At 42.5% G+C, this 18636-nt stretch carries 17 protein-coding genes; 11 read left to right on the top strand and 6 right to left on the bottom strand.

Translation table 11 applies throughout. The features are described 5' to 3' along the window. Positions 1 to 245: 245 nt before the first annotated feature. From C9J12_RS22970 to dnaK, 3 genes are all read left to right on the top strand, one after another. Positions 246 to 1310 carry a DUF3080 domain-containing protein gene (locus C9J12_RS22970; RefSeq protein ID WP_107244831.1) on the top strand — a complete coding sequence of 355 codons (1065 nt, stop codon included), beginning with the start codon at positions 246 to 248 and terminating at the stop codon, positions 1308 to 1310. A 426-nt stretch (positions 1311 to 1736) separates the two neighbouring features. Continuing rightward, positions 1737 to 2171, top strand: a complete 435-nt coding sequence (locus C9J12_RS22965; protein ID WP_107244830.1) for an Hsp20 family protein — start codon at positions 1737 to 1739, stop codon at positions 2169 to 2171. A 252-nt stretch (positions 2172 to 2423) separates the two neighbouring features. Then, on the top strand, positions 2424 to 4349 hold the full coding sequence (dnaK, locus tag C9J12_RS22960) for a molecular chaperone DnaK (RefSeq protein ID WP_107244829.1): 1926 nt from the start codon (positions 2424 to 2426) through the stop codon (positions 4347 to 4349). 133 nt (positions 4350 to 4482) lie between these two features. Here the strand turns inward: dnaK and C9J12_RS22955 are convergent, their stop codons facing one another. Further along, entirely contained in the window at positions 4483 to 4899 is a 417-nt protein-coding gene (locus tag C9J12_RS22955; protein ID WP_107244828.1) for an Lrp/AsnC family transcriptional regulator, read from the bottom strand. 166 nt (positions 4900 to 5065) lie between these two features. Here C9J12_RS22955 and yjeH point away from each other — a divergent pair, with 166 nt between their 5' ends. The 4 genes from yjeH to C9J12_RS22935 all read left to right on the top strand — a co-directional run bounded on the left by yjeH (position 5066) and on the right by C9J12_RS22935 (position 9989). Then, positions 5066 to 6388, top strand: a complete 1323-nt coding sequence (yjeH, locus tag C9J12_RS22950; protein ID WP_107244827.1) for an L-methionine/branched-chain amino acid transporter — start codon at positions 5066 to 5068, stop codon at positions 6386 to 6388. A gap of 186 nt (positions 6389 to 6574) precedes the next feature. Then, entirely contained in the window at positions 6575 to 7705 is a 1131-nt protein-coding gene (locus tag C9J12_RS22945) for an S-(hydroxymethyl)glutathione dehydrogenase/class III alcohol dehydrogenase (protein ID WP_107244826.1), read from the top strand. A 182-nt stretch (positions 7706 to 7887) separates the two neighbouring features. Beyond that, positions 7888 to 9132, top strand: a complete 1245-nt coding sequence (locus C9J12_RS22940; RefSeq protein ID WP_107244825.1) for a dicarboxylate/amino acid:cation symporter — start codon at positions 7888 to 7890, stop codon at positions 9130 to 9132. 146 nt (positions 9133 to 9278) lie between these two features. Then, a complete protein-coding gene (locus C9J12_RS22935) occupies positions 9279 to 9989 on the top strand; it encodes a DUF445 family protein (protein ID WP_107244824.1) in 711 nt (236 codons plus the stop codon). A 101-nt stretch (positions 9990 to 10090) separates the two neighbouring features. Here C9J12_RS22935 and C9J12_RS22930 read toward each other — a convergent pair whose 3' ends face one another. The 3 genes from C9J12_RS22930 to C9J12_RS22920 all read right to left on the bottom strand — a co-directional run bounded on the left by C9J12_RS22930 (position 10091) and on the right by C9J12_RS22920 (position 12660). Continuing rightward, entirely contained in the window at positions 10091 to 10816 is a 726-nt protein-coding gene (locus tag C9J12_RS22930) for an amino acid ABC transporter ATP-binding protein (protein ID WP_107244823.1), read from the bottom strand. A 19-nt stretch (positions 10817 to 10835) separates the two neighbouring features. Then, entirely contained in the window at positions 10836 to 11783 is a 948-nt protein-coding gene (locus tag C9J12_RS22925; protein ID WP_107244822.1) for an amino acid ABC transporter permease, read from the bottom strand. Positions 11784 to 11862: 79 nt separating this feature from the next. Then, a complete protein-coding gene (locus C9J12_RS22920) occupies positions 11863 to 12660 on the bottom strand; it encodes a transporter substrate-binding domain-containing protein (protein ID WP_107244821.1) in 798 nt (265 codons plus the stop codon). A 502-nt stretch (positions 12661 to 13162) separates the two neighbouring features. On the opposite strand from C9J12_RS22920, the gene C9J12_RS22915 reads away from it, so the two are divergent. Beyond that, the gene (locus C9J12_RS22915) at positions 13163 to 13924 is read left to right on the top strand and encodes a metal-dependent hydrolase (protein WP_107244820.1); all 762 of its coding nucleotides are present in this window, start codon (positions 13163 to 13165) and stop codon (positions 13922 to 13924) included. A 321-nt stretch (positions 13925 to 14245) separates the two neighbouring features. Here the strand turns inward: C9J12_RS22915 and C9J12_RS22910 are convergent, their stop codons facing one another. Further along, a complete protein-coding gene (locus tag C9J12_RS22910) occupies positions 14246 to 15208 on the bottom strand; it encodes a LysR family transcriptional regulator (protein ID WP_170111858.1) in 963 nt (320 codons plus the stop codon). A gap of 152 nt (positions 15209 to 15360) precedes the next feature. Between C9J12_RS22910 and C9J12_RS22905 the strand changes: the two genes are divergently transcribed. The 3 genes from C9J12_RS22905 (at position 15361) to C9J12_RS22895 (ending at position 16854) form a co-directional block, all read left to right on the top strand. Further along, the gene (locus C9J12_RS22905; RefSeq protein ID WP_227876435.1) at positions 15361 to 15570 is read left to right on the top strand and encodes a DUF2798 domain-containing protein; all 210 of its coding nucleotides are present in this window, start codon (positions 15361 to 15363) and stop codon (positions 15568 to 15570) included. Between the two features lie 94 nt (positions 15571 to 15664). Beyond that, positions 15665 to 15973: a hypothetical protein gene (locus tag C9J12_RS22900; protein ID WP_107244818.1), complete on the top strand. Its 309-nt coding sequence runs from the start codon at positions 15665 to 15667 to the stop codon at positions 15971 to 15973. A gap of 488 nt (positions 15974 to 16461) precedes the next feature. After that, positions 16462 to 16854 (top strand): thiol-disulfide oxidoreductase DCC family protein, encoded by a 393-nt coding sequence (locus tag C9J12_RS22895; protein ID WP_107244817.1) that lies wholly within the window; start codon positions 16462 to 16464, stop codon positions 16852 to 16854. A 295-nt stretch (positions 16855 to 17149) separates the two neighbouring features. On the opposite strand, the gene C9J12_RS22890 is transcribed toward C9J12_RS22895, so the two are convergent. Continuing rightward, on the bottom strand, positions 17150 to 18631 hold the full coding sequence (locus tag C9J12_RS22890; RefSeq protein WP_107244816.1) for a glutathione synthase: 1482 nt from the start codon (positions 18629 to 18631) through the stop codon (positions 17150 to 17152). Between the last annotated feature and the right edge of the window lie 5 nt (positions 18632 to 18636).

Below are 18636 nucleotides of genomic sequence, written 5' to 3'. Positions count from 1 at the left end.
TTGTATTAGAGTCTGCCATTGTGTTTCGTTGCGCGTTCTTTTCATTGTTATTTCCTTTTATGTGACTTGGAAATAACATAACTGAAATCAGAAATTAGATGAAGGTGTGTTTGGCCAGACGCTTACGATAGAGTTGAGCAAGATAGCATTTTAAGACGATTATTTGTTTGAGCTTTGTCTCTGTAATGGACAATCCCTAATCATTCGTATAATTAAACAATACGAATAAGGAGCTATATAGTTGAATGTCTAAATCGATCTTGCAATATCACATGCTTGGGCTGTTCTTCTCGATAGCACTGCTTACAGGGTGTGAACGAAACAGTACTGAGGTGGCTTTTCAAAGCTATCATGACCGATTGGCAAGCGTTCTAGATGTCGACACTAAACCTCCCCCTACAACATCCATGATTCCCTTTCCTGACGTTCGTGAGCTCACGCTACCAAACCCAGATGTACGCATAAGTTTGCTGAACGCTTATGAACTCAGAAAATGTGATTTATTCCACCTAATAGCCGAGCGCAATTCAATATTAGGAAAAGTACAAGATAGAACCCACCAGCTACAATATGAACTACTGTTAATTAATGGGCTAAATCGCTGTATTGCCATATTCGATAACCAGTCAATACTCGATAACCAGTCAGCACTTCACACTGAATTAGTATTACTGGAAACACTGAAGCAACAGCAATTACCTCACCACCTATGGAATATGGTCGTTGGTGGCAAAGAATGGCGACAGCAATTCTCCCCCGTTTCAGTAACCTTTGAATTAAATCACTTTCCAGGCTTTGTCGAAAACCAAGAAGCCTTTCGCAATATTGCAGGCATTACCACCAACATTCTCACTAAAATGCCAACATCAAAGCAATCAATAGATGCTTTGCTGTATCACCAAGAACAAATCCACCTATTTCGTTATTACGGACAATTGTTTTACTCAATGACACGTGCCCGTGATTGGTTACTTGCCACAACAGCCTTACTTGAAGCACAAGAAAACACGATCAGTTGCGGTCTGAACCGAAATCAACAGAAAGCGACCTATTTACGTAATGTCTTCTTCAAATTCTTTGCTGAACCTATTCAGCCTTACCTGGCAGAGTTAGATTCACAATACCAACAGCTTCAACCTGATCTTATTACAGCATTTTCAATTATCTCTCCGCCACTCGATGCATTCACGCCCTACCATCGCACCTATATCGAAGGGCAATTACATGCATCATTTCGTGCAGCCACTCTAAAACACGTCAAATTTTGGCAACGTACATTCAAACGTTGTAGCATAAAACTCGGAAATTAAATCTGACTTTTTCATATTGAACTAGGGCGTGTTGACGTTTCAAAATTTCACAGGCTAGACGTTTGAAACGTCAATACGCCCTAATCTAACACCATCAACACTCACGCCAAAAACAACTTAAAACCCTTACTTATTAGATATATACACAAATCAGAATGAAATAGTTAATTTTAGTTATTGACTAAATCCCACCGGAAGCATAAATTAATTACAGAAGTTGCCAGATGGAACTTCAAACCACTTGTCTCGTTCGCCTCGTTAGAGGGAACAAAGAGAAAGTAAACAACTTGAAATGTTAGGCATCACGTCCCTGAACCCAAGGTGGTCTGTGGAGTGTATGTTCTGATCCCCTTAGTGCCTAGTTACGTCTGATACCCTCATGCGTATTTATCACTAAGGCTATTGCTTATTTATGAGGATAGTTTTATGAGAAATGTCGATTTTACTCCCCTATACCGTAGTGCTATTGGTTTCGACCGTCTGTTTGACATGATGGAATCGAACAACGCAAAAAATGCGAAAAGTACATCAAACGGTTACCCTCCGTACAATATCGAGCAGAAAGATGAAAACAATTACCGTATTACCATGGCGGTAGCGGGTTTTTCTGACGATCAGATCGATATCACCCAAAAAGAAAATCTACTTATCATCACTGCTGAAAGTAAAAACAACGAAGACGCAGACAAGAATTACATTTATCAAGGCATTGCTGAGCGCGATTTCGAACGTAAGTTCCAATTAGCTGACTACATCAAAGTGCTAAACGCAACCATGAAAAATGGTCTACTTCATATCGATTTAGAGCGTGAAACACCAGACGTCATGCAACCACGTACGATTGCCATCAGCCATAAATAAAGCGTGTAATCAGGTGAGAAACAACCATAGAGCAACATGATGAAATAAAGCAACACGGTGAATAACACCAAGAGCATGATCTTATTAATATTGCCCTTGATTAAATACCGCTTTTTTCATGTACGTTCTCATCTATAAACAATTGATAAATTGATATATCCAACGGCTGATGATTTCCGATAAACGACACGAGACCTCAGGGTTACTGCGTTTTCGCCTTCAGCCGTCTACAAAATTCTTGGAGAAAAGATTATGAGTAAGATTATTGGTATCGACCTAGGCACAACGAATTCTTGTATTGCCCTATTGGATGGCGACAAGCCACGTGTAATTGAAAATGCTGAAGGTGAACGCACCACAGCCTCAGTGATTGCATATACCCAAGATGGCGAGATATTAGTGGGTCAACCCGCAAAACGCCAAGCCGTAACCAACCCAAAAAATACATTATTTGCGATTAAGCGTTTGCTTGGCCGTCGTTTTGAAGATGAAGAAGTTCAACGCGACATCGAAATTATGCCATTCAATATTGTGAAAGCCGATAATGGTGATGCATGGGTTGAGGCAAAAGGCAAAAAAATGGCTGCACCGCAAGTCTCGGCTGAAGTCTTGAAAAAGATGAAGAAAACCGCCGAAGACTATTTAGGTGAAGAAGTAACGGGTGCTGTTATCACCGTGCCAGCGTATTTCAACGATGCACAGCGTCAAGCAACCAAAGATGCAGGCCGCATTGCAGGGCTTGATGTAAAACGTATTATCAATGAACCAACAGCCGCTGCATTAGCTTATGGTTTAGATAAACAAGGTGGCGAACGTACCATCGCGGTATACGACTTGGGTGGGGGTACATTTGATATCTCTATCATCGAGATCGACGAAGTTGACGGTGAGAAAACCTTCGAAGTATTATCGACCAACGGTGATACCCACCTCGGCGGTGAAGACTTTGATAATCGTATGATTAACTACTTAGTCGGCGAATTTAAGAAAGAACAAGGTATTGACCTGAAATCTGATCCATTAGCGATGCAGCGTGTGAAAGAAGCGGCAGAGAAAGCAAAAATTGAGCTTTCTTCTGCACAGCAAACCGATGTGAACTTGCCTTACGTCACTGCCGATGCCGCTGGCCCGAAACACATGAACGTTAAAGTAACTCGTGCGAAATTGGAGTCACTGGTTGAAGACTTAGTACAACGTTCATTAGAGCCACTGAAAATCGCGCTTACAGATGCTAATTTATCCATCACCGATATCACTGACGTTATCTTAGTGGGTGGTCAAACTCGTATGCCTATGGTTCAAGCCAAAGTGACAGAGTTCTTTGGTAAAGAGCCGCGTAAAGATGTAAACCCAGATGAAGCAGTTGCTGTTGGTGCTGCTATTCAAGCTGGTGTATTAGCTGGTGAGGTAAAAGATGTCTTGTTATTGGATGTGACTCCACTGTCTCTTGGTATTGAAACCATGGGCGGCGTGATGACCAAGTTGATTGAGAAAAACACCACGATTCCAACCAAAGCGAATCAAGTGTTCTCAACCGCAGAAGATAACCAAAGTGCCGTTACGATTCACGTGTTGCAAGGTGAACGTAAGCAATCGAGCTACAACAAATCGTTAGGGCAATTTAACCTCGAAGGCATTCAAGCTGGAGCACGTGGAACAGCACAAATTGATGTGACCTTCGATTTAGATGCCGATGGTATATTACATGTTTCTGCTACGGATAAAGCCACAAACAAAGAGCAGAAGATCACCATCCAAGCTTCTAGCGGGTTAAGTAACGACGACATCGAAAAAATGGTGCAAGAAGCAGAAGCTAACAAAGAAACGGACAAAATGTTCGAAGAGTTAGTGACAGCCAGAAACCAAGCCGATCAACTGGTCCACAGTACCCGTAAGCAAGTTGAAGAGCTGGGTGATGCACTTCCTGCTGATGAAAAAGCAAAGATTGAAACCGCAATGGCTGATGTTGATGCCGCACGTAAAGGTGACGATAAAGTCGCTATTGATAATGCAACACAAGCATTAATGACAGCATCTCAAGCCCTGGTACAAATGGCGCAGCAACAGGCACAAGCGCAGCATGCTCAATCAAGCCAACAAACGAATGACACAACAGGTCAATCTTCAACTGACGATGATGTGTTTGAAGCCGAGTTCGAAGAAGTCAAAGACAAATAACACCGTGTCGGCTTTCTTAAAGAAAGCGCACAATCAATAAAACAAGAAAGCTCACTATTCATTTTGATAGTGGGCTTTTTTATTAGAAACGCATCGCGGTGAATCATACGTGTAATACCAAATCCATTAATTATTACAACCACTCACTCATAACCACATGGGTTTTTATTTTGACAATATCAATGTGTGCATCCAAGGTTTCACGTATTTGATGTAATCGTTGGATTGAATCGGCTTTTACAAACACTAATAAATCCATATCACCACTAACCCCATGACAAGATTGTACTTCAGGCAACGTTTTAAATATTTCGACCACATCGGCACACCGTGCACATTGATGACGAATTTCAAAATATGCCGATACACCCTCTTTCTGTGATTCCGACAGTAAGACCTGATAACCGCGAATCGTGCCAGTTTGTTCTAATTTTTTGATCCGCTCTGTAACTGCAGGACGAGACAGATTCACCGCCTCCGCAATTGCAGACACACTTTGGCGGGCATTTTTCCGTAATTCAGCAATGATTGCCTGATCAAATTTGTCCAAGGGCGTCCTCTGCTCTTTTCGGTAAGTCTTTAGTGTTGTTGCATAAAACCTGCAAATTGTCGTGAAAAGCTGCATATTTCAGGGTTGATCTGACAGTTTGTCAACACCGACCCCGTTATACTCAGCCTATCAACTAGAATATCACCACGAATGGACAGGATTAGCAATGGATGACAGTTCAACAAAAATGGGACGATGGCAAGGCGCAGGCTTACTGGCCACTACACTGCTAGGTACTGGCGTGTTTATTTTACCGCAAATGACCATTGATATTGCTGGCTATGGTGCAATCTATACGTGGCTATTGTTAACACTGGCTATCATTCCTGTCACTGTTGTCTTTGGGGCGCTAACAGCCAAGTTCCCGCACGCTGCCGGCCCGGCTTATTTTGTCGAACAAGCCTTTGGTCAAGTCGCAGGCCGATCCATCGGTTTACTCTTTTTGTTTGTGGTGCCAATTGGCGCGCCTGCTGCGATTTTACTGACCTTTCATTTTGTCTATGCATTAACCCCTCTATCAGAACAAGGTTTATTAGCGGCAGAGCTAGGGTCATTATTACTGCTGTTTGCGCTGAATTACAAAGGTATCCAGATATCTGCTAAGTTACAGTTTTTACTGACGTTAGCGATTATTATCGTCGTTATAGCACTCTTCTCGGTTATACAGTTCGGGCTAACAACTGGTGAAGCGGTAGTGCAGACTTATTCAACAGTATTATCGCAGGAAAAGATCCAACCTAATCTAATTATGACAGCTGCAGGATTAGCATTTTGGAGCTTCCTTGGTGTCGAAGCCATGTCTCACTTAGCTAATGATTTTCGTAACCCCAAAAAAGATATGTTACCCGCAATGATGATTGGTACTGTGTTAGTTGGCAGTATCTATTTCTTATGTACATGGGTGTTATTACGTATGCCAATGCCTACCGACATTGTCGCGAGCAACTTACAGAGCGGTCATTTGCAGAGTAGCAATTTACCAAGCAGCAATTTAGCCATGATTAATGCATTTAACTATGGCTTTGGCGGCTTAGGGGCACAAGTCATTGGTATTCTGGGGATTGCTGGCGGGTTAGCCACCGTCAATGTGTATACCGCTAGTTTGTCTCGCTTAGCGTGGAGTTTCAGTAAAGACGGCGTACTGCCGCGTTACTTGTCGCCCCTTAATCAACACAATGTACCATCACGTGCTTTGGCTGCCATATTGATAGTAATGGGCTTAGTGATTGTGTTGGCCTATGTGGCGAACCGAGAGCTGGAAGATTTGATCGCATGGGTTAATGGCGTGTTTGTGGTAATTTATTTTGCCTCGATGATGGCTGCCGCTAAGTTGTTACCTAAGCGCTACCAACCACTCATTTTTCTAGGCTGTTTGTTCTGTGCTCTTCTCGCCTATGGGTTAGGTTTGAAAATGGTGTATGCCTTATTGTTACTCTGCCTAACCCTCCCCTTTCTAAAATGGCAACAAACTCACCTCGCCCGTGAATAATACGCCATCGCTACCTGCCTAGGCTCCTCTCTATCTTTGCTAGTCACACTATTTCCATACGGTAATAATCATTTACCATTTAATGGGATTATCGCCGTGTGAGAAATGACTACAATAGCAACCATCGAAACGGGGATGCGAACTTCTTCCCCTTTCTCCCGAATTCTAATAGAGAGACACATCAACATGACTGAACAATTCATCAAATCAAAAGCTGCTATCGCATGGGGTCCAAACCAGCCACTTTCTATTGAAGAAGTGGATGTAATGTTACCGAAAGCTGGTGAAGTACTAGTACGCATCGTTGCGACAGGCGTCTGCCATACAGATGCATTTACGATGTCTGGCGATGATCCAGAAGGTATCTTCCCTGTCATTCTTGGTCATGAAGGCGGTGGTATCGTCGAGATGATTGGCGAAGGCGTAACGAGTGTTGAAGTTGGCGACCATGTTATTCCACTTTACACTCCTGAATGTGGTGAGTGTAAATACTGTAAGTCTGGTAAAACAAATCTTTGCCAAAAAATTCGTGAAACACAAGGTAAAGGCTTAATGCCAGATGGTACGACTCGATTCTACAAAGACGGTCAGCCAATCTTCCATTACATGGGTTGCTCTACTTTCTCTGAATACACCGTACTGCCTGAGATTTCACTGGCAAAAGTAAACAAAGAAGCACCACTTGAAGAAGTCTGCCTATTAGGCTGTGGTGTAACAACCGGTATGGGTGCAGTACTTAACACTGCCAAAGTACAAGAAGGCGACACTGTTGCAGTCTTTGGTCTGGGTGGTATTGGTCTATCTGCCATTATCGGTGCTCAAATGGCGAAAGCGAGTCGCATTATTGCAATCGACATTAACGAAAGTAAGTTTGATCTTGCTCGTCAATTAGGAGCTACCGACTGCATTAACCCAACTAAATTCGACAAACCAATTCAAGATGTAATTGTTGAGTTAACCGATGGTGGTGTTGATTACTCATTTGAATGTATTGGTAATGTAAACGTAATGCGCTCAGCCCTTGAGTGCTGCCATAAAGGTTGGGGCGAATCGGTGATTATCGGTGTTGCCGGTGCTGGCCAAGAGATCTCTACCCGTCCATTCCAGTTAGTGACTGGTCGAGTATGGCGTGGCTCTGCGTTTGGCGGTGTTAAAGGTCGCTCTGAGCTACCTGAAATTGTTGAACGTTACATGGCTGGTGAATTCAAATTGAATGATTTCATTACACACACCATGGGTTTAGATAACATCAATGAGTCTTTTGAACTGATGCACAAAGGTGAAAGTATTCGTACCGTTATTCACTTCGATAAATAAGTAAATACGATTACAGCGGCGGCTATAAAAAGTAGCCGCCTAACGACCTCATTGAGTGTCGACTAAACAGCCTTCATTCGAAGGCTGTTCTTTTATTAAGCCGTGATGATTACTGCATCCAATATATAGGGTTTGTTTCTTGTCGAAATACTCATCATAACGACAAGGCAAAAGGCGCAACAATGAGCAAAAAACATTTTATTTCACTGCCTGTTCAGCTATTTCTATCTGCCATTATTGCTTGGCTTCTCGCCACACTGTTACCACTTCCATCGAATATAACGCAAACGACGGCTTTTCAATTACTGATTCTGACAAAAACAACCTATATTGGGCTGTTAAAAATGGTGGTTGGTGCGGTTGTGATGTTTTCCCTGCTACAAGGGATCACCAGTTTAGGATCCACATTACGACTGAAAACTCTGGGTTATAAAGCGGTATTGTTTTATAGCTTTACCTCACTGATTGCGATTGCATTAGGGTTAGGCTCATCCCTCGCCTTGCCTGCTTGGCCTCAGTTGATCGATACCGCATCGGTTTCAGTCGGTGAAAATGTACAACTAATTGATAATACAGCTGCCTCTGGTGGTGCTATTGCAGAAAAACTCTTCAACATGGCATTGGCTAATCCTTTTTCTGCACTTACTAATACAAATTTGCTCGCCATTGTTGTTTTTTCTCTGCTATTTGGTGTGGCGCTACTAACAAGCTTACCGACTAAACACCCTGTGTTTGAGGTTATCTCTGGCGTCAACAGCGCTTTGAACCGTTTTGTCTCGGGTATTATTCGCTTCGCACCCATTGCTGTTTTTGCCATTGTTTTCGAGTTTACAGCCACCAGCGGTAGCGCTATTTTTGGTCAACTCGCCCAATTCGCTTTATTGGTTTTCGTACTCACACTGATTCACGGTGGCATCGTGTTACCCGTTATCGCCAAGCTAGCAACGGGCATAAAATTCAGTACGTTATTTAAAGCATTGTCAGCACCTATGGCCATGGCATTCGCAACATCATCAAGTTCTGCAACCTTGCCGTTATCAATGCAAACCGCAGAAAATGAGTTAGGCGTTTCACAGTCAACCAGCAGCATGGTGCTTCCCCTAGGGGCTATCATGAATATGGATGGAACGGCACTATTTGAAGGTGTAGCCGCTATTTTCTTGGCGCAACTCTACGGTGTAGATTTGGGTACCAGCGGCTTGATCATGATCTTCATTATGGCGATGGTATCGTCAATTGGTGCGCCGGGTATGCCTTCTGGTTCTATGTCTGGCATGCAGTTAGTACTACTAGCAGCAGGCATACCATTAGAAGCCATTGCTATCTTGCTGATCATTGAACGTCCACTTGATACCTTCCGCACTGCGGTCAATGTTGAAGGTGATATTATCGCTGCATACGTTATCGACAAATGGCAACGTTCATAGCCAATAAGATAATAGACAAGACAGATAATCAAGTAACTAGCCAGCATTACACCGCTGGCTTATTCCCCGACGATAAACATGACATTAGTCACACTATTTTGCTAGAATCCCGCGGTTTTCTACTTACTTCCCACTCTGAGGATTTTATGAGCAATAAAAGTCTAATAACCAATATTATTTCATTGTTGATTTTGCTTATTGGCTATCTCACAAACCAGCAAATTGTCATGTTCTGCGGTTTGTTTGCATTTTCTGGTGCGCTAACAAACTGGTTAGCTATTCACATGTTGTTTGAAAAAGTACCAGGCTTATACGGTTCGGGGGTTATTCCGGCTCGTTTTGAAGATTTTAAATCGGGTATAAAAACCTTGATGATGGAGCAGTTCTTCACTAAAGAAAATGTTGACCGTTTCCTTAGTAATGAAATGGCTAGCCCTGCTCAACTTGATATTAAGCCTGTGATTGAGAAAGTCGATCTAAGCCCAACATTCGATTCTTTAATTGAAGTCATTATGAATTCTTCATTCGGGGGCATGCTGGTGATGATGGGTGGCGAAGAGGCGTTACAACCGCTAAAACAACCTTTTATTGAAAAAATGCAAAATGCCATTTCAGACATCAGTCAGCAAGACGCTTTCAAAGAAGCACTGAAAGATCAGATAGAACAGCCTGCAATGTTCGATGAAATTCGAAGCACAATCGAAGATATTATCGATCAACGCTTAAACGAATTAACCCCGCAATTAGTAAAAGAAATGATACAAAAGATGATAGCGGCGCATCTTGGTTGGTTGGTGATTTGGGGTGGTGTATTCGGTGGTATTATCGGTATTATTTCAGCACTGATTACCGCATAACATTGAATAATCTAACTGAACAATCCGCTACGTAAAATACAATACCGCTTCATGCTTACGAGCAATCATAAGTATGAGGCGGCATGTGTTAACACTTCTAATTACAATATTTTAGATAAGAACTGCTGTAAACGAGGATGTATTGTCGTATCGAATACATTTTCGGGCGTATCACTCACTAATAGCTCACCGTCTTCCATAAATAACACACGATCAGCCACTTCTCGCGCAAAGCCCATTTCATGGGTTACCACCACCATTGTCATTCCATCAGCAGCAAGTGCTTTCATTACGTCGAGTACTTCCCCGACCATTTCAGGATCGAGCGCCGATGTCGGTTCATCAAATAACATGACATCAGGCTTCATCGCCAATGCACGAGCAATAGCGACACGCTGTTGTTGACCACCAGATAAATGAGAAGGATACACATCCATTTTTTCAGCTAAACCAACACGATAAATCAGATCTTTCGCGTGTTGTTCAACTTCTTTAGCATCACGCTTTGTGACTTTCAATGGCGCAAGCATGACGTTTCCCTTCACTGTTTTGTGAGGAAATAAATTAAAAGACTGAAACACCATACCCACGTTTTCACGTAACGCATTAATGTTGCTACCACGGGCATACATATCCATGCCATCAATCATGATGTCGCCTGAATTAATCACCTCTAACTGGTTTAACGTACGTAAAAACGTTGATTTACCCGAACCAGAAGGACCAATAATAACAACCACTTCCCCACGCTTTACGGTTGCACTGACTTTTTTCAGTGCATGGCATCCGTTGGGGTAGATCTTATCGACATTCGTAGCAACAATCATATTGTCGCCTTGGTAATCTCTAGTCACTAGACGCTAACCTCTTCTCAATACGTTGCACTACCCATGATAGTGAAATAGTCAGTAATAAATACAGACCCGCAACCACAAACCACACTTCAAACGTTGCAAAGCTGCCACTAATTACCTCTCGCCCAGCTTTGGTTAAATCAGTGATAGAAATAACAGACACTAATGAAGAGTCTTTAATTAGCGTAATAAGCTGACCCGCCATTGGCGGTAATGTGCGCTTAAATGCTTGAGGTAAAATAACGTAAGCCATTGCCTTGGGGTAATTCATCCCTAATGAACGCGCAGCTTCCATTTGCCCAGGGGGAATAGATTGAATACCCGATCGAATGATCTCGGCAATATAGGCGCCAGTAAAAACAGAAAGCGCTACCACACCGGCCGTAAATCGTTCTAAATCGAATATTGTGCCTAAGAAAAAATAGACAATAAATATTTGGACTAGCAGCGGTGTACCACGAATAATTTCAACGTACAAAAACGAAAGATTTTTAGTCACAGGGTTATTTGAAATTCGCATTAAACCTGCAACTAAGCCGATAATCACGGCAAAGAATAATGATATAACCGATATTTTCAGGGTTACCCACAACCCTACTATTAAAGGGCCGACAGACCAGTTTTCTGATTGGGCAAGAACATCACCCTCGAAAACAATATCGCTATCAGCAACAAACAGCTCGTCGTACTGAGTAACAACTTGTGGTTGATCATCGTAATCGAAATTAACAACCAATGAGCCATCATCGTTAATAACAACACTGCCATCCCCAGCCGCTATCACTTCTAGTGGAGAGGTATCAAACAAGAAAGGCGTCACCCTTTCCCATTGCCAGTTATAATTTATTTGTTTTGAGGCTTGGTAAATACCAAAAATAGACAGCGCGACGATAACTACAAAAATGCCGTGCCACAGCCAACGATTAGACGTCCTAAGCATAACTACTTCCATTAGGCGTATTGGAGATTAAAACAAGAAGACAAAAAATTGGCCAGACACTATGCCTAGCCAATAAAGATTACTGTACTTGCTTTAACCAGCTGTCATTTTTAAACCACTTATCGTAAACACGATCATAAGTGCCATCGCCTTTAATCTGACGTAGGAAGTTATTCAAAAAGTTCAGCATGTCGCTATCGCCTTGTGCAATAGCCCAACCTAAAGGTTCATAAGTAAATGGTTGTTCTAGGTGAATAACTTTGCCATCATTTTGTGACGCATAAATCGCGTTAAATGGCATATCGTAAATAAACGCATCCGCTTTGCCGTTAGCCACTTCTAGTACAGCATCCGATTGCGTTTCGAAAACATTTAGCTTCGCTTTGCTAATCATGCGCTTAATAGCTTGCTCGCCCGTTGTACCTAGCTTGGTTGCAATCGTATATTTACTGTCGTTCAAGTCTTTATAGCTAGTGATTTCACCCTCAAGCTCAGGGTTTATCAGAATAGATTGACCAATAACAATGTATGGGTCAGCAAAATTCACGCGCATATTACGCTGTGCATTGATTGTCATACCGGCATTGATCATGTGGCACTTACCCGTCAACAATGTTGGAATGATGCCATCCCACGCGGTGTTGATAGGTACATACTTAACACCCATTTGGCGAGCCATCTGCTTGCCAATATCAATATCAAAACCAATGAATGAGCCATTCTTACTCTTCATTTCAAACGGCATATAACCCGCATCAAAACAAACACGTAGTTCGCCTGATTTAGCTATATCGTCAAGAATAGGACCCGCAGTAACGGCAGCAGAAGTACTAATTAAAGCTACAGCAGCAACAATGCCACTCAGTAATTTACGCATAAACATCCCTGTTATTTGTCGCTGCTTCAGTAATGAATCAAAACAATCAATTTGTTTTTAACAGCATGTATCAAAAAAGATACTACCGTTTTATAGCAAATAAACCGCTAGTAACTCAAACATCTACAACACATAAAACAACAAAACTCTTAACATCCGACATGACCGAAACAAACTAACGGTGGCTTTACAGTATAAAATTGGTGGTAAGTTCTACATAGAGAGATAAATACATGATCACATGTCACTGATGAATAGATATGCGAAACTTTAGAAAATATATTTAATTTATGTATTAATCCTATCTAATGCCATTTTTCAATGATCATTGCCCCACGCATGAAGCATATCGCTTAAAAAATCATCCCTTGATGTAATACATATGACAAATTCATGATTTTTCATTGATGTCGTCACAATTTGCACCATAATACTGGATATAAATACAGTTAATATCGGCATAGAGGCGAAGCTGTGAAAATAACAAACCCTAAGAGCACCAGTGGCTAACTTCAATACACATTTGAATTATGCGGCTATCGCCAGTAGTTTAGCGGCCACCGCTTTATTATCGGCAGGAAACATACAGCCTATTACTGCACTATGGTTGACCTTTTTAGGCACTATCGGTGGATTATTACCTGACATCGATTCAGACAATTCAACCTCTATGCGCACCCTGTTTAGTTTATTTGCTTGCGTATGCAGCTTTGTTTTAATTTGCCACCTCTATGCACAAGTCACGATGCTGGAACTTGTTTTGGCCGCTGTGGCTTTTTATATATTTATTCGCCATAGCGCAAAATCATTTTTTGAAAAACTCACCATCCATAGGGGCTGTTGTCATTCGTTGGCCTTTATTGCATTACTGAGTATGTGCATTGTATGTATGACCCACTATATGGGGTATAGCAATGCGACCAGCTGGCTATCTGGGTTATTCGTCGCTTTTGGTGGGGTGCTACATCTTGCATTGGATGAATGCTATAGCGTTGATTTAGCCAACCGAAAGTTAAAGTCCTCTTTTGGTACTGCGATGAAGGTTATTTCTTTTAAAAACCCTTTCATTAGCACAGCGCAATTGATTGCGGTTGTTGCCTTATTCATTATTGCACCACCCTTCAGTTCAACAATAGATTTGCTCTCTGATTGGCATCGTTTTCAGTTTCGACCTGAGTGGCTTAATCTACAAGTCACTTCAAGCTGGTTAAAAGATATTCTTAGTTCAACGGCGGGTATTTTCCGTGGTGAAGTCCCTTCGTAGTAACGTCGAAACAAGAAAAATAAAGATGTAATTTCTTAACTGCGAAAACTGTACCACTACAAACAAACCCAACCATTTCTTGCCAAGTCTAAGGGGCGTACTAGCTTTAATAGTTTAGCTATATGCCGGAAAAACAACATGAGTGAAACCAAACAGGCATTATGTGATTACTGCTGCCCTATCTCAAATATGGACAAGAATGCGTTAGAGTCAATGATCTAATTATCACTTTTGTTATGAAGGAAAGTATCGAAAGCTGAGAATGTTGCCATAAGCCATGATCTAGTTACACGCTCGGATCGGGAATTAGCAAGCTCATTATCAAGGTGAATGTCTTGTTTCAGCGTTCATGTGATCCGCGGAAACGACTTTCTCAATCATCAACTCAGCGTCAGTGATACTGGGTGCCCCTGCCAATAATTGCTTGATTAATACCTGTTGTGCCTTCGGTAATAGTTCCCGACGTCGATAAACCAGATAAAACTTGAGCTGTTCGAAACGATAATCGGGCATGATCTGCTGCACCTGATCTTCATTGCCACGGAGATGATGCAGCGGTAACAATCCAATGCCTATTCCTGCAAAAATGGCTCGCCGCACTTCACGAATATCCGGTACTTTCATGCGTGCATTTGGACGATAGGTAATCGGGCTGGTGCTGCCTGGCGGAACCATCATCCATCGATCTAGGATTTGACTAATGATCAGCGCGTGCTCAGAAAGTTCATCCAGATTTTCTGGTTTCCCCCTGCACTGTAGATAATCGATATGAGCAAATAGCCCACAAGGCGCGCCGAATATTTGTTGCGCGATTAAAGAGCTGTCGGAGAGCGGACCAATGCAGACACCTAAATCCATATCCTCAGCCAACAAGTTGCTGTGCGCTTGTTCGGTTCTCAGCTCCAGCCGTACTTGCGGATGCTCCAATAGGAATCGCTCTATAATATCGCCAATCCAGGTTTCATACATCAATGCCGGCATTTCCAAACGTATTGTTCCGGACAACTCTCGCTGCTGTTCCTGCAAATTCAAAAATTGCTGATCCAGCATTTCCAGTAAAGGTGACAACTGCTGGAAGTAAAGCTGACCTTGTTCCGTAGCGGCCAGCTTTTTACCTTTCACCTGCAGAAGCTTAATGCCCAACCGTCGCTCCAATGCAGATAAACGGCGACTCAACGTCGAATTGGGTAATCCAACCAATGTTGCCGCGCGATTTAACGAACCCTGCTGCACAACTTTGTAAAACAGCATGAGATCATCAACATTTCCAATAATGGAATCCATAATTCTATAAAGACCTGTATTTCCCATATATGGGAAATAGTAAAGTATAAGCCATAATATTGAAAGGCGAATAGAGGAAAGCTTCCGGTGCTCTACGTAAAACTCATCAGTGGTCTACTCTCCTCAGTGATAATGGCTGGCGCCATGTCCGGATTGCTTACCTTTCTAACAGAGGGCCTGAGCTGATTTTTACAAACTGGGGAAATGCTTTCATCTTAGCGTGGTCAAGTGCCTTTATTCTGGGGTTAACAGTCCAACCTTTGATTACCAAATTAACAGCGCGGATTAGTGGAAGCGGACGGTCGAGTTCCTTAAGTGCTTATTACCGTTACGACAAGACAAGTCGCCGATGTCAGGTATGACATCGAGCTTAACTGTCACCTCGGTACAGATGAAAGAGAAACATGCTGCCTAATACACTATTAGAAATTTAACAACCAAACGTAAGAGATCATTATGAACGATACTATGCAACATCACCATGTGACTTTAATTCCTAGGGGAAACAAGGTAACGGAGACTTATGAACTATTATTACAGTGCGCTAAACAGGTCTCTTTAAAAAAGAACGAAAATGGACCAATTAGCTGGTGTGCATCTTATGACGAAAACAAAAAACACTTTTTTGTCGACGCTCTCTTTCCGAGTCAAGAAGCCGTTGAATTTCACCAAAAGAATTTGAAACCTATCCTTGAAAATGCCAGCGAACTAATCACTGCGCCACCAGAAACTATTGTAAGGCATGTTTTCTCAACCGCCCCATGATTCTAATACTTGTTTGACGCCTGTATTTCTAACAAGTGCATCAAACGGGGTTGCGTCAACTCGTTAAAAGTGAGGGGATGCTGATTCAGGCTTATGGGTGATAACAAGGATCAGTAAGCCTGAGTTGAGCATTATCTTAGGTATCGAAAATCACTATTAACAGCGCATGAATGAGCAAGCGCTCTAAATTGGAATGGGGCAAAAACGTGATAGGGAAAGGCTGATTTGGTGGTGTAATAATCAAACATTAAAGCTGACACTCTAAGGCACTATGTGCCCCATAGCGAGGTGTCGTCATATTCTGCGAACCAAGAAATGTCAGTAAACCCGGACAATAAAAAAAACCATTGAGAGGCATACTTTTTTGTAATTTTAGTTCACTTTGTTCAATTGCAAATATCGTTTTTTTTATTAACCGGGATCATAAGAACTCAGCCTTCACGGCAATAAAGGAGGCTAGGTATAGAATATATGTAGGAGGGCGAAATATGAAAAATGGCGACGAAAAAGTAACTGTTTATTACGATGGCAGCTGCCCGCGTTGTATTAAAGATCGTAATAATTATCAAAATCTGGCAGGAGATAAGGGCGATTCGGTATGCTGGGTTGATATTACCGGGCAGGAAAAGTTGCTGCAGCAGCTAGGTATCGACCCCCTGAAAGCATTGACCGAACTGCATGTTAAAACAGCAAGTGGGAAAGTTTTGAGCGAACTTGATGCGTATATCCTGTTAATGAGCCGAGTCAGTCGTCTTAAACCGCTGGCTTTTTTTATCGGCCTGCCGTTTATTCGTCCACTTCTGGCCCGCTATTATCACTATAGTGTGGCTAAACGGCTAAAGAAGAGCGGCCGCTACCCGCAGCGTCAAAATCGGAAATAAAAACCGCTTGCAGCTGAAAATTTTTCCATCTGCAATTGAACAAAGGAAGAGCTTATCAGCATTAACTAACTATCTGTCTGCTCGTCAAACACCTGCACCATATTGTCGACCACGCTGACTCGATGGTGAATATTTCCGTGTTTCAAATTTTTCACAAAACACTACGGTCTAATACCATTAATCTATAAGAGCCAAGAGCCTCTTTGCTGTCACTCACATGACTCTGAGCCTTGATAGCATTTAGATTCTCATGCTATTAAGACCATCAGGGTTCGGACAATAGCCTCATAAACAATCACGCATTAATAAGTACTAGAGAATCTAAGATCCCTTGACCGCTATGAATGCCACCTTCATTTTCACTGGCAGGCTTACTGCGGATTAAGTAACCAGCATAGCCGTCTAGCTCCGTTACAGGCTCTCCTTGATAATGGGCGGTAAACAAGCCGATTTCGCTCACAAGATCGTTCACTAACGTCTGCTTTCCATCACGAACCGCAATGGTTGGCGTATCTCGTTCATGCGGATACAAACGCTGCATCAATGCCCATGCGTCATACTCTTCTGGCTTCAATTTGGCTAATGTCTCACTGATCTGATCTCCAAACACACAGTGACCACCACCTTCGCCTTGGTTCTTGAGTACCCACTCTTGCTTATCGGCAGAGGTATTAAACCATTCGATTGCCTCCTTCGAAATGGGTTTCATATCTGCCAATACACTCTTTACTAATCGAGCTTCTTCTAGGGTTAACCCCCAACGGGCATACTCTTGTGCAGGCATCATGGTCAGTAGCATCTGCATTGATTTACTCGTTGCAAGCTGCTGGCTGATGGTCGCGTTCATTGCCACGTAATGCATTTCAATAAACAGACGCGTTTGGCTTAATGTGTGACAGCAAATATCTTCATTCAACTCTGGTGCCCAGTAGTCTGAATATTGATAGCCTGCACGTAAGTAAACCGTGTCAATTGCGCCAACATTTTCAAGAATTAGGCGCTGATTTTCACCACTAGAGAGCTGAGTGCTCAACTGCTCAAAGGTGCGTCTTACTGTGCGAACCCCAATCTTTTGCAATGCAACTTCCAATAGGTGCTGATCGTAAACATTGTCTTCATCTTTCTGCACAATCATCAGGAAAGTTGGCTTTTGTTCGTTCGCACTATCACCCAGTTCAGCAAAGTGCGCCTTTACCTTTCTTGCTGAGGCGGCAATACCTATAGCGAGTTGTTCCATGCCGTGATTGTCTGCTGGTATTGCCGTATCGTCTTCTAACCAATTACGGTAGACATCGTTCCATTGATCTTGCACAAAGCAATGCAACTCTGTAGCGCGCTGACCAAATGGCCCCATACCTGCAGCAATACCATTGAATTCGATCACTTTTGCCCCATGCTGACGATCATCCATAAAATCGGTACGCATCAAAAGTAGTGGCTGGCGAGCAGGTTGCTGACGCTTAGTTACATCACCATGTGCTTGCTGATGCAGCTCCATCAAACGACCAAAAAATGGGTCTGCCTTTGCCATATCACTAAGCGACTCTTGCAGGAAATCATGATCTTCAGACACGTTGCTTACCAACTTAGCGATCAGTGGTGTAACAGAAAGCAAGTGTTGGTACACAGAGCGTTCCATCGTCATCGGTGCGATGCTGAATGGTACATGCCTTGCCGTATTATCGGCCTGACGAAACGCGACGCCGTGCATAATTTCCCACTCAAGGATATCGTTAATGACGTCTTGAGGCATAAATTGCTTGTTGTCGTTATTCATAATGT

It is taken from the genome of Photobacterium frigidiphilum (assembly GCF_003025615.1).
GTDB classification, from domain to species: Bacteria; Pseudomonadota; Gammaproteobacteria; order Enterobacterales; family Vibrionaceae; genus Photobacterium; species Photobacterium frigidiphilum.
Note: the sequence above shows the minus strand (reverse complement) of the source record. Positions and strands in the feature narration are given on the sequence as shown.

Coding starts and splice junctions, on each gene's coding strand:
- C9J12_RS22935 (WP_107244824.1), top strand. CDS start 9,279: ATGAGCAATAAAAGTCTAATAACCAATATTATTTCATTGTTGATTTTG.
- C9J12_RS22945 (WP_107244826.1), top strand. CDS start 6,575: ATGACTGAACAATTCATCAAATCAAAAGCTGCTATCGCATGGGGTCCA.
- C9J12_RS22925 (WP_107244822.1), bottom strand. CDS start 11,783: ATGCTTAGGACGTCTAATCGTTGGCTGTGGCACGGCATTTTTGTAGTT.
- C9J12_RS22900 (WP_107244818.1), top strand. CDS start 15,665: ATGAACGATACTATGCAACATCACCATGTGACTTTAATTCCTAGGGGA.
- C9J12_RS22910 (WP_170111858.1), bottom strand. CDS start 15,208: ATGGATTCCATTATTGGAAATGTTGATGATCTCATGCTGTTTTACAAA.
- C9J12_RS22930 (WP_107244823.1), bottom strand. CDS start 10,816: ATGATTGTTGCTACGAATGTCGATAAGATCTACCCCAACGGATGCCAT.
- dnaK (WP_107244829.1), top strand. CDS start 2,424: ATGAGTAAGATTATTGGTATCGACCTAGGCACAACGAATTCTTGTATT.
- C9J12_RS22895 (WP_107244817.1), top strand. CDS start 16,462: ATGAAAAATGGCGACGAAAAAGTAACTGTTTATTACGATGGCAGCTGC.
- yjeH (WP_107244827.1), top strand. CDS start 5,066: ATGGATGACAGTTCAACAAAAATGGGACGATGGCAAGGCGCAGGCTTA.
- C9J12_RS22920 (WP_107244821.1), bottom strand. CDS start 12,660: ATGCGTAAATTACTGAGTGGCATTGTTGCTGCTGTAGCTTTAATTAGT.
- C9J12_RS22970 (WP_107244831.1), top strand. CDS start 246: ATGTCTAAATCGATCTTGCAATATCACATGCTTGGGCTGTTCTTCTCG.
- C9J12_RS22940 (WP_107244825.1), top strand. CDS start 7,888: ATGAGCAAAAAACATTTTATTTCACTGCCTGTTCAGCTATTTCTATCT.
- C9J12_RS22890 (WP_107244816.1), bottom strand. CDS start 18,631: ATGAATAACGACAACAAGCAATTTATGCCTCAAGACGTCATTAACGAT.
- C9J12_RS22965 (WP_107244830.1), top strand. CDS start 1,737: ATGAGAAATGTCGATTTTACTCCCCTATACCGTAGTGCTATTGGTTTC.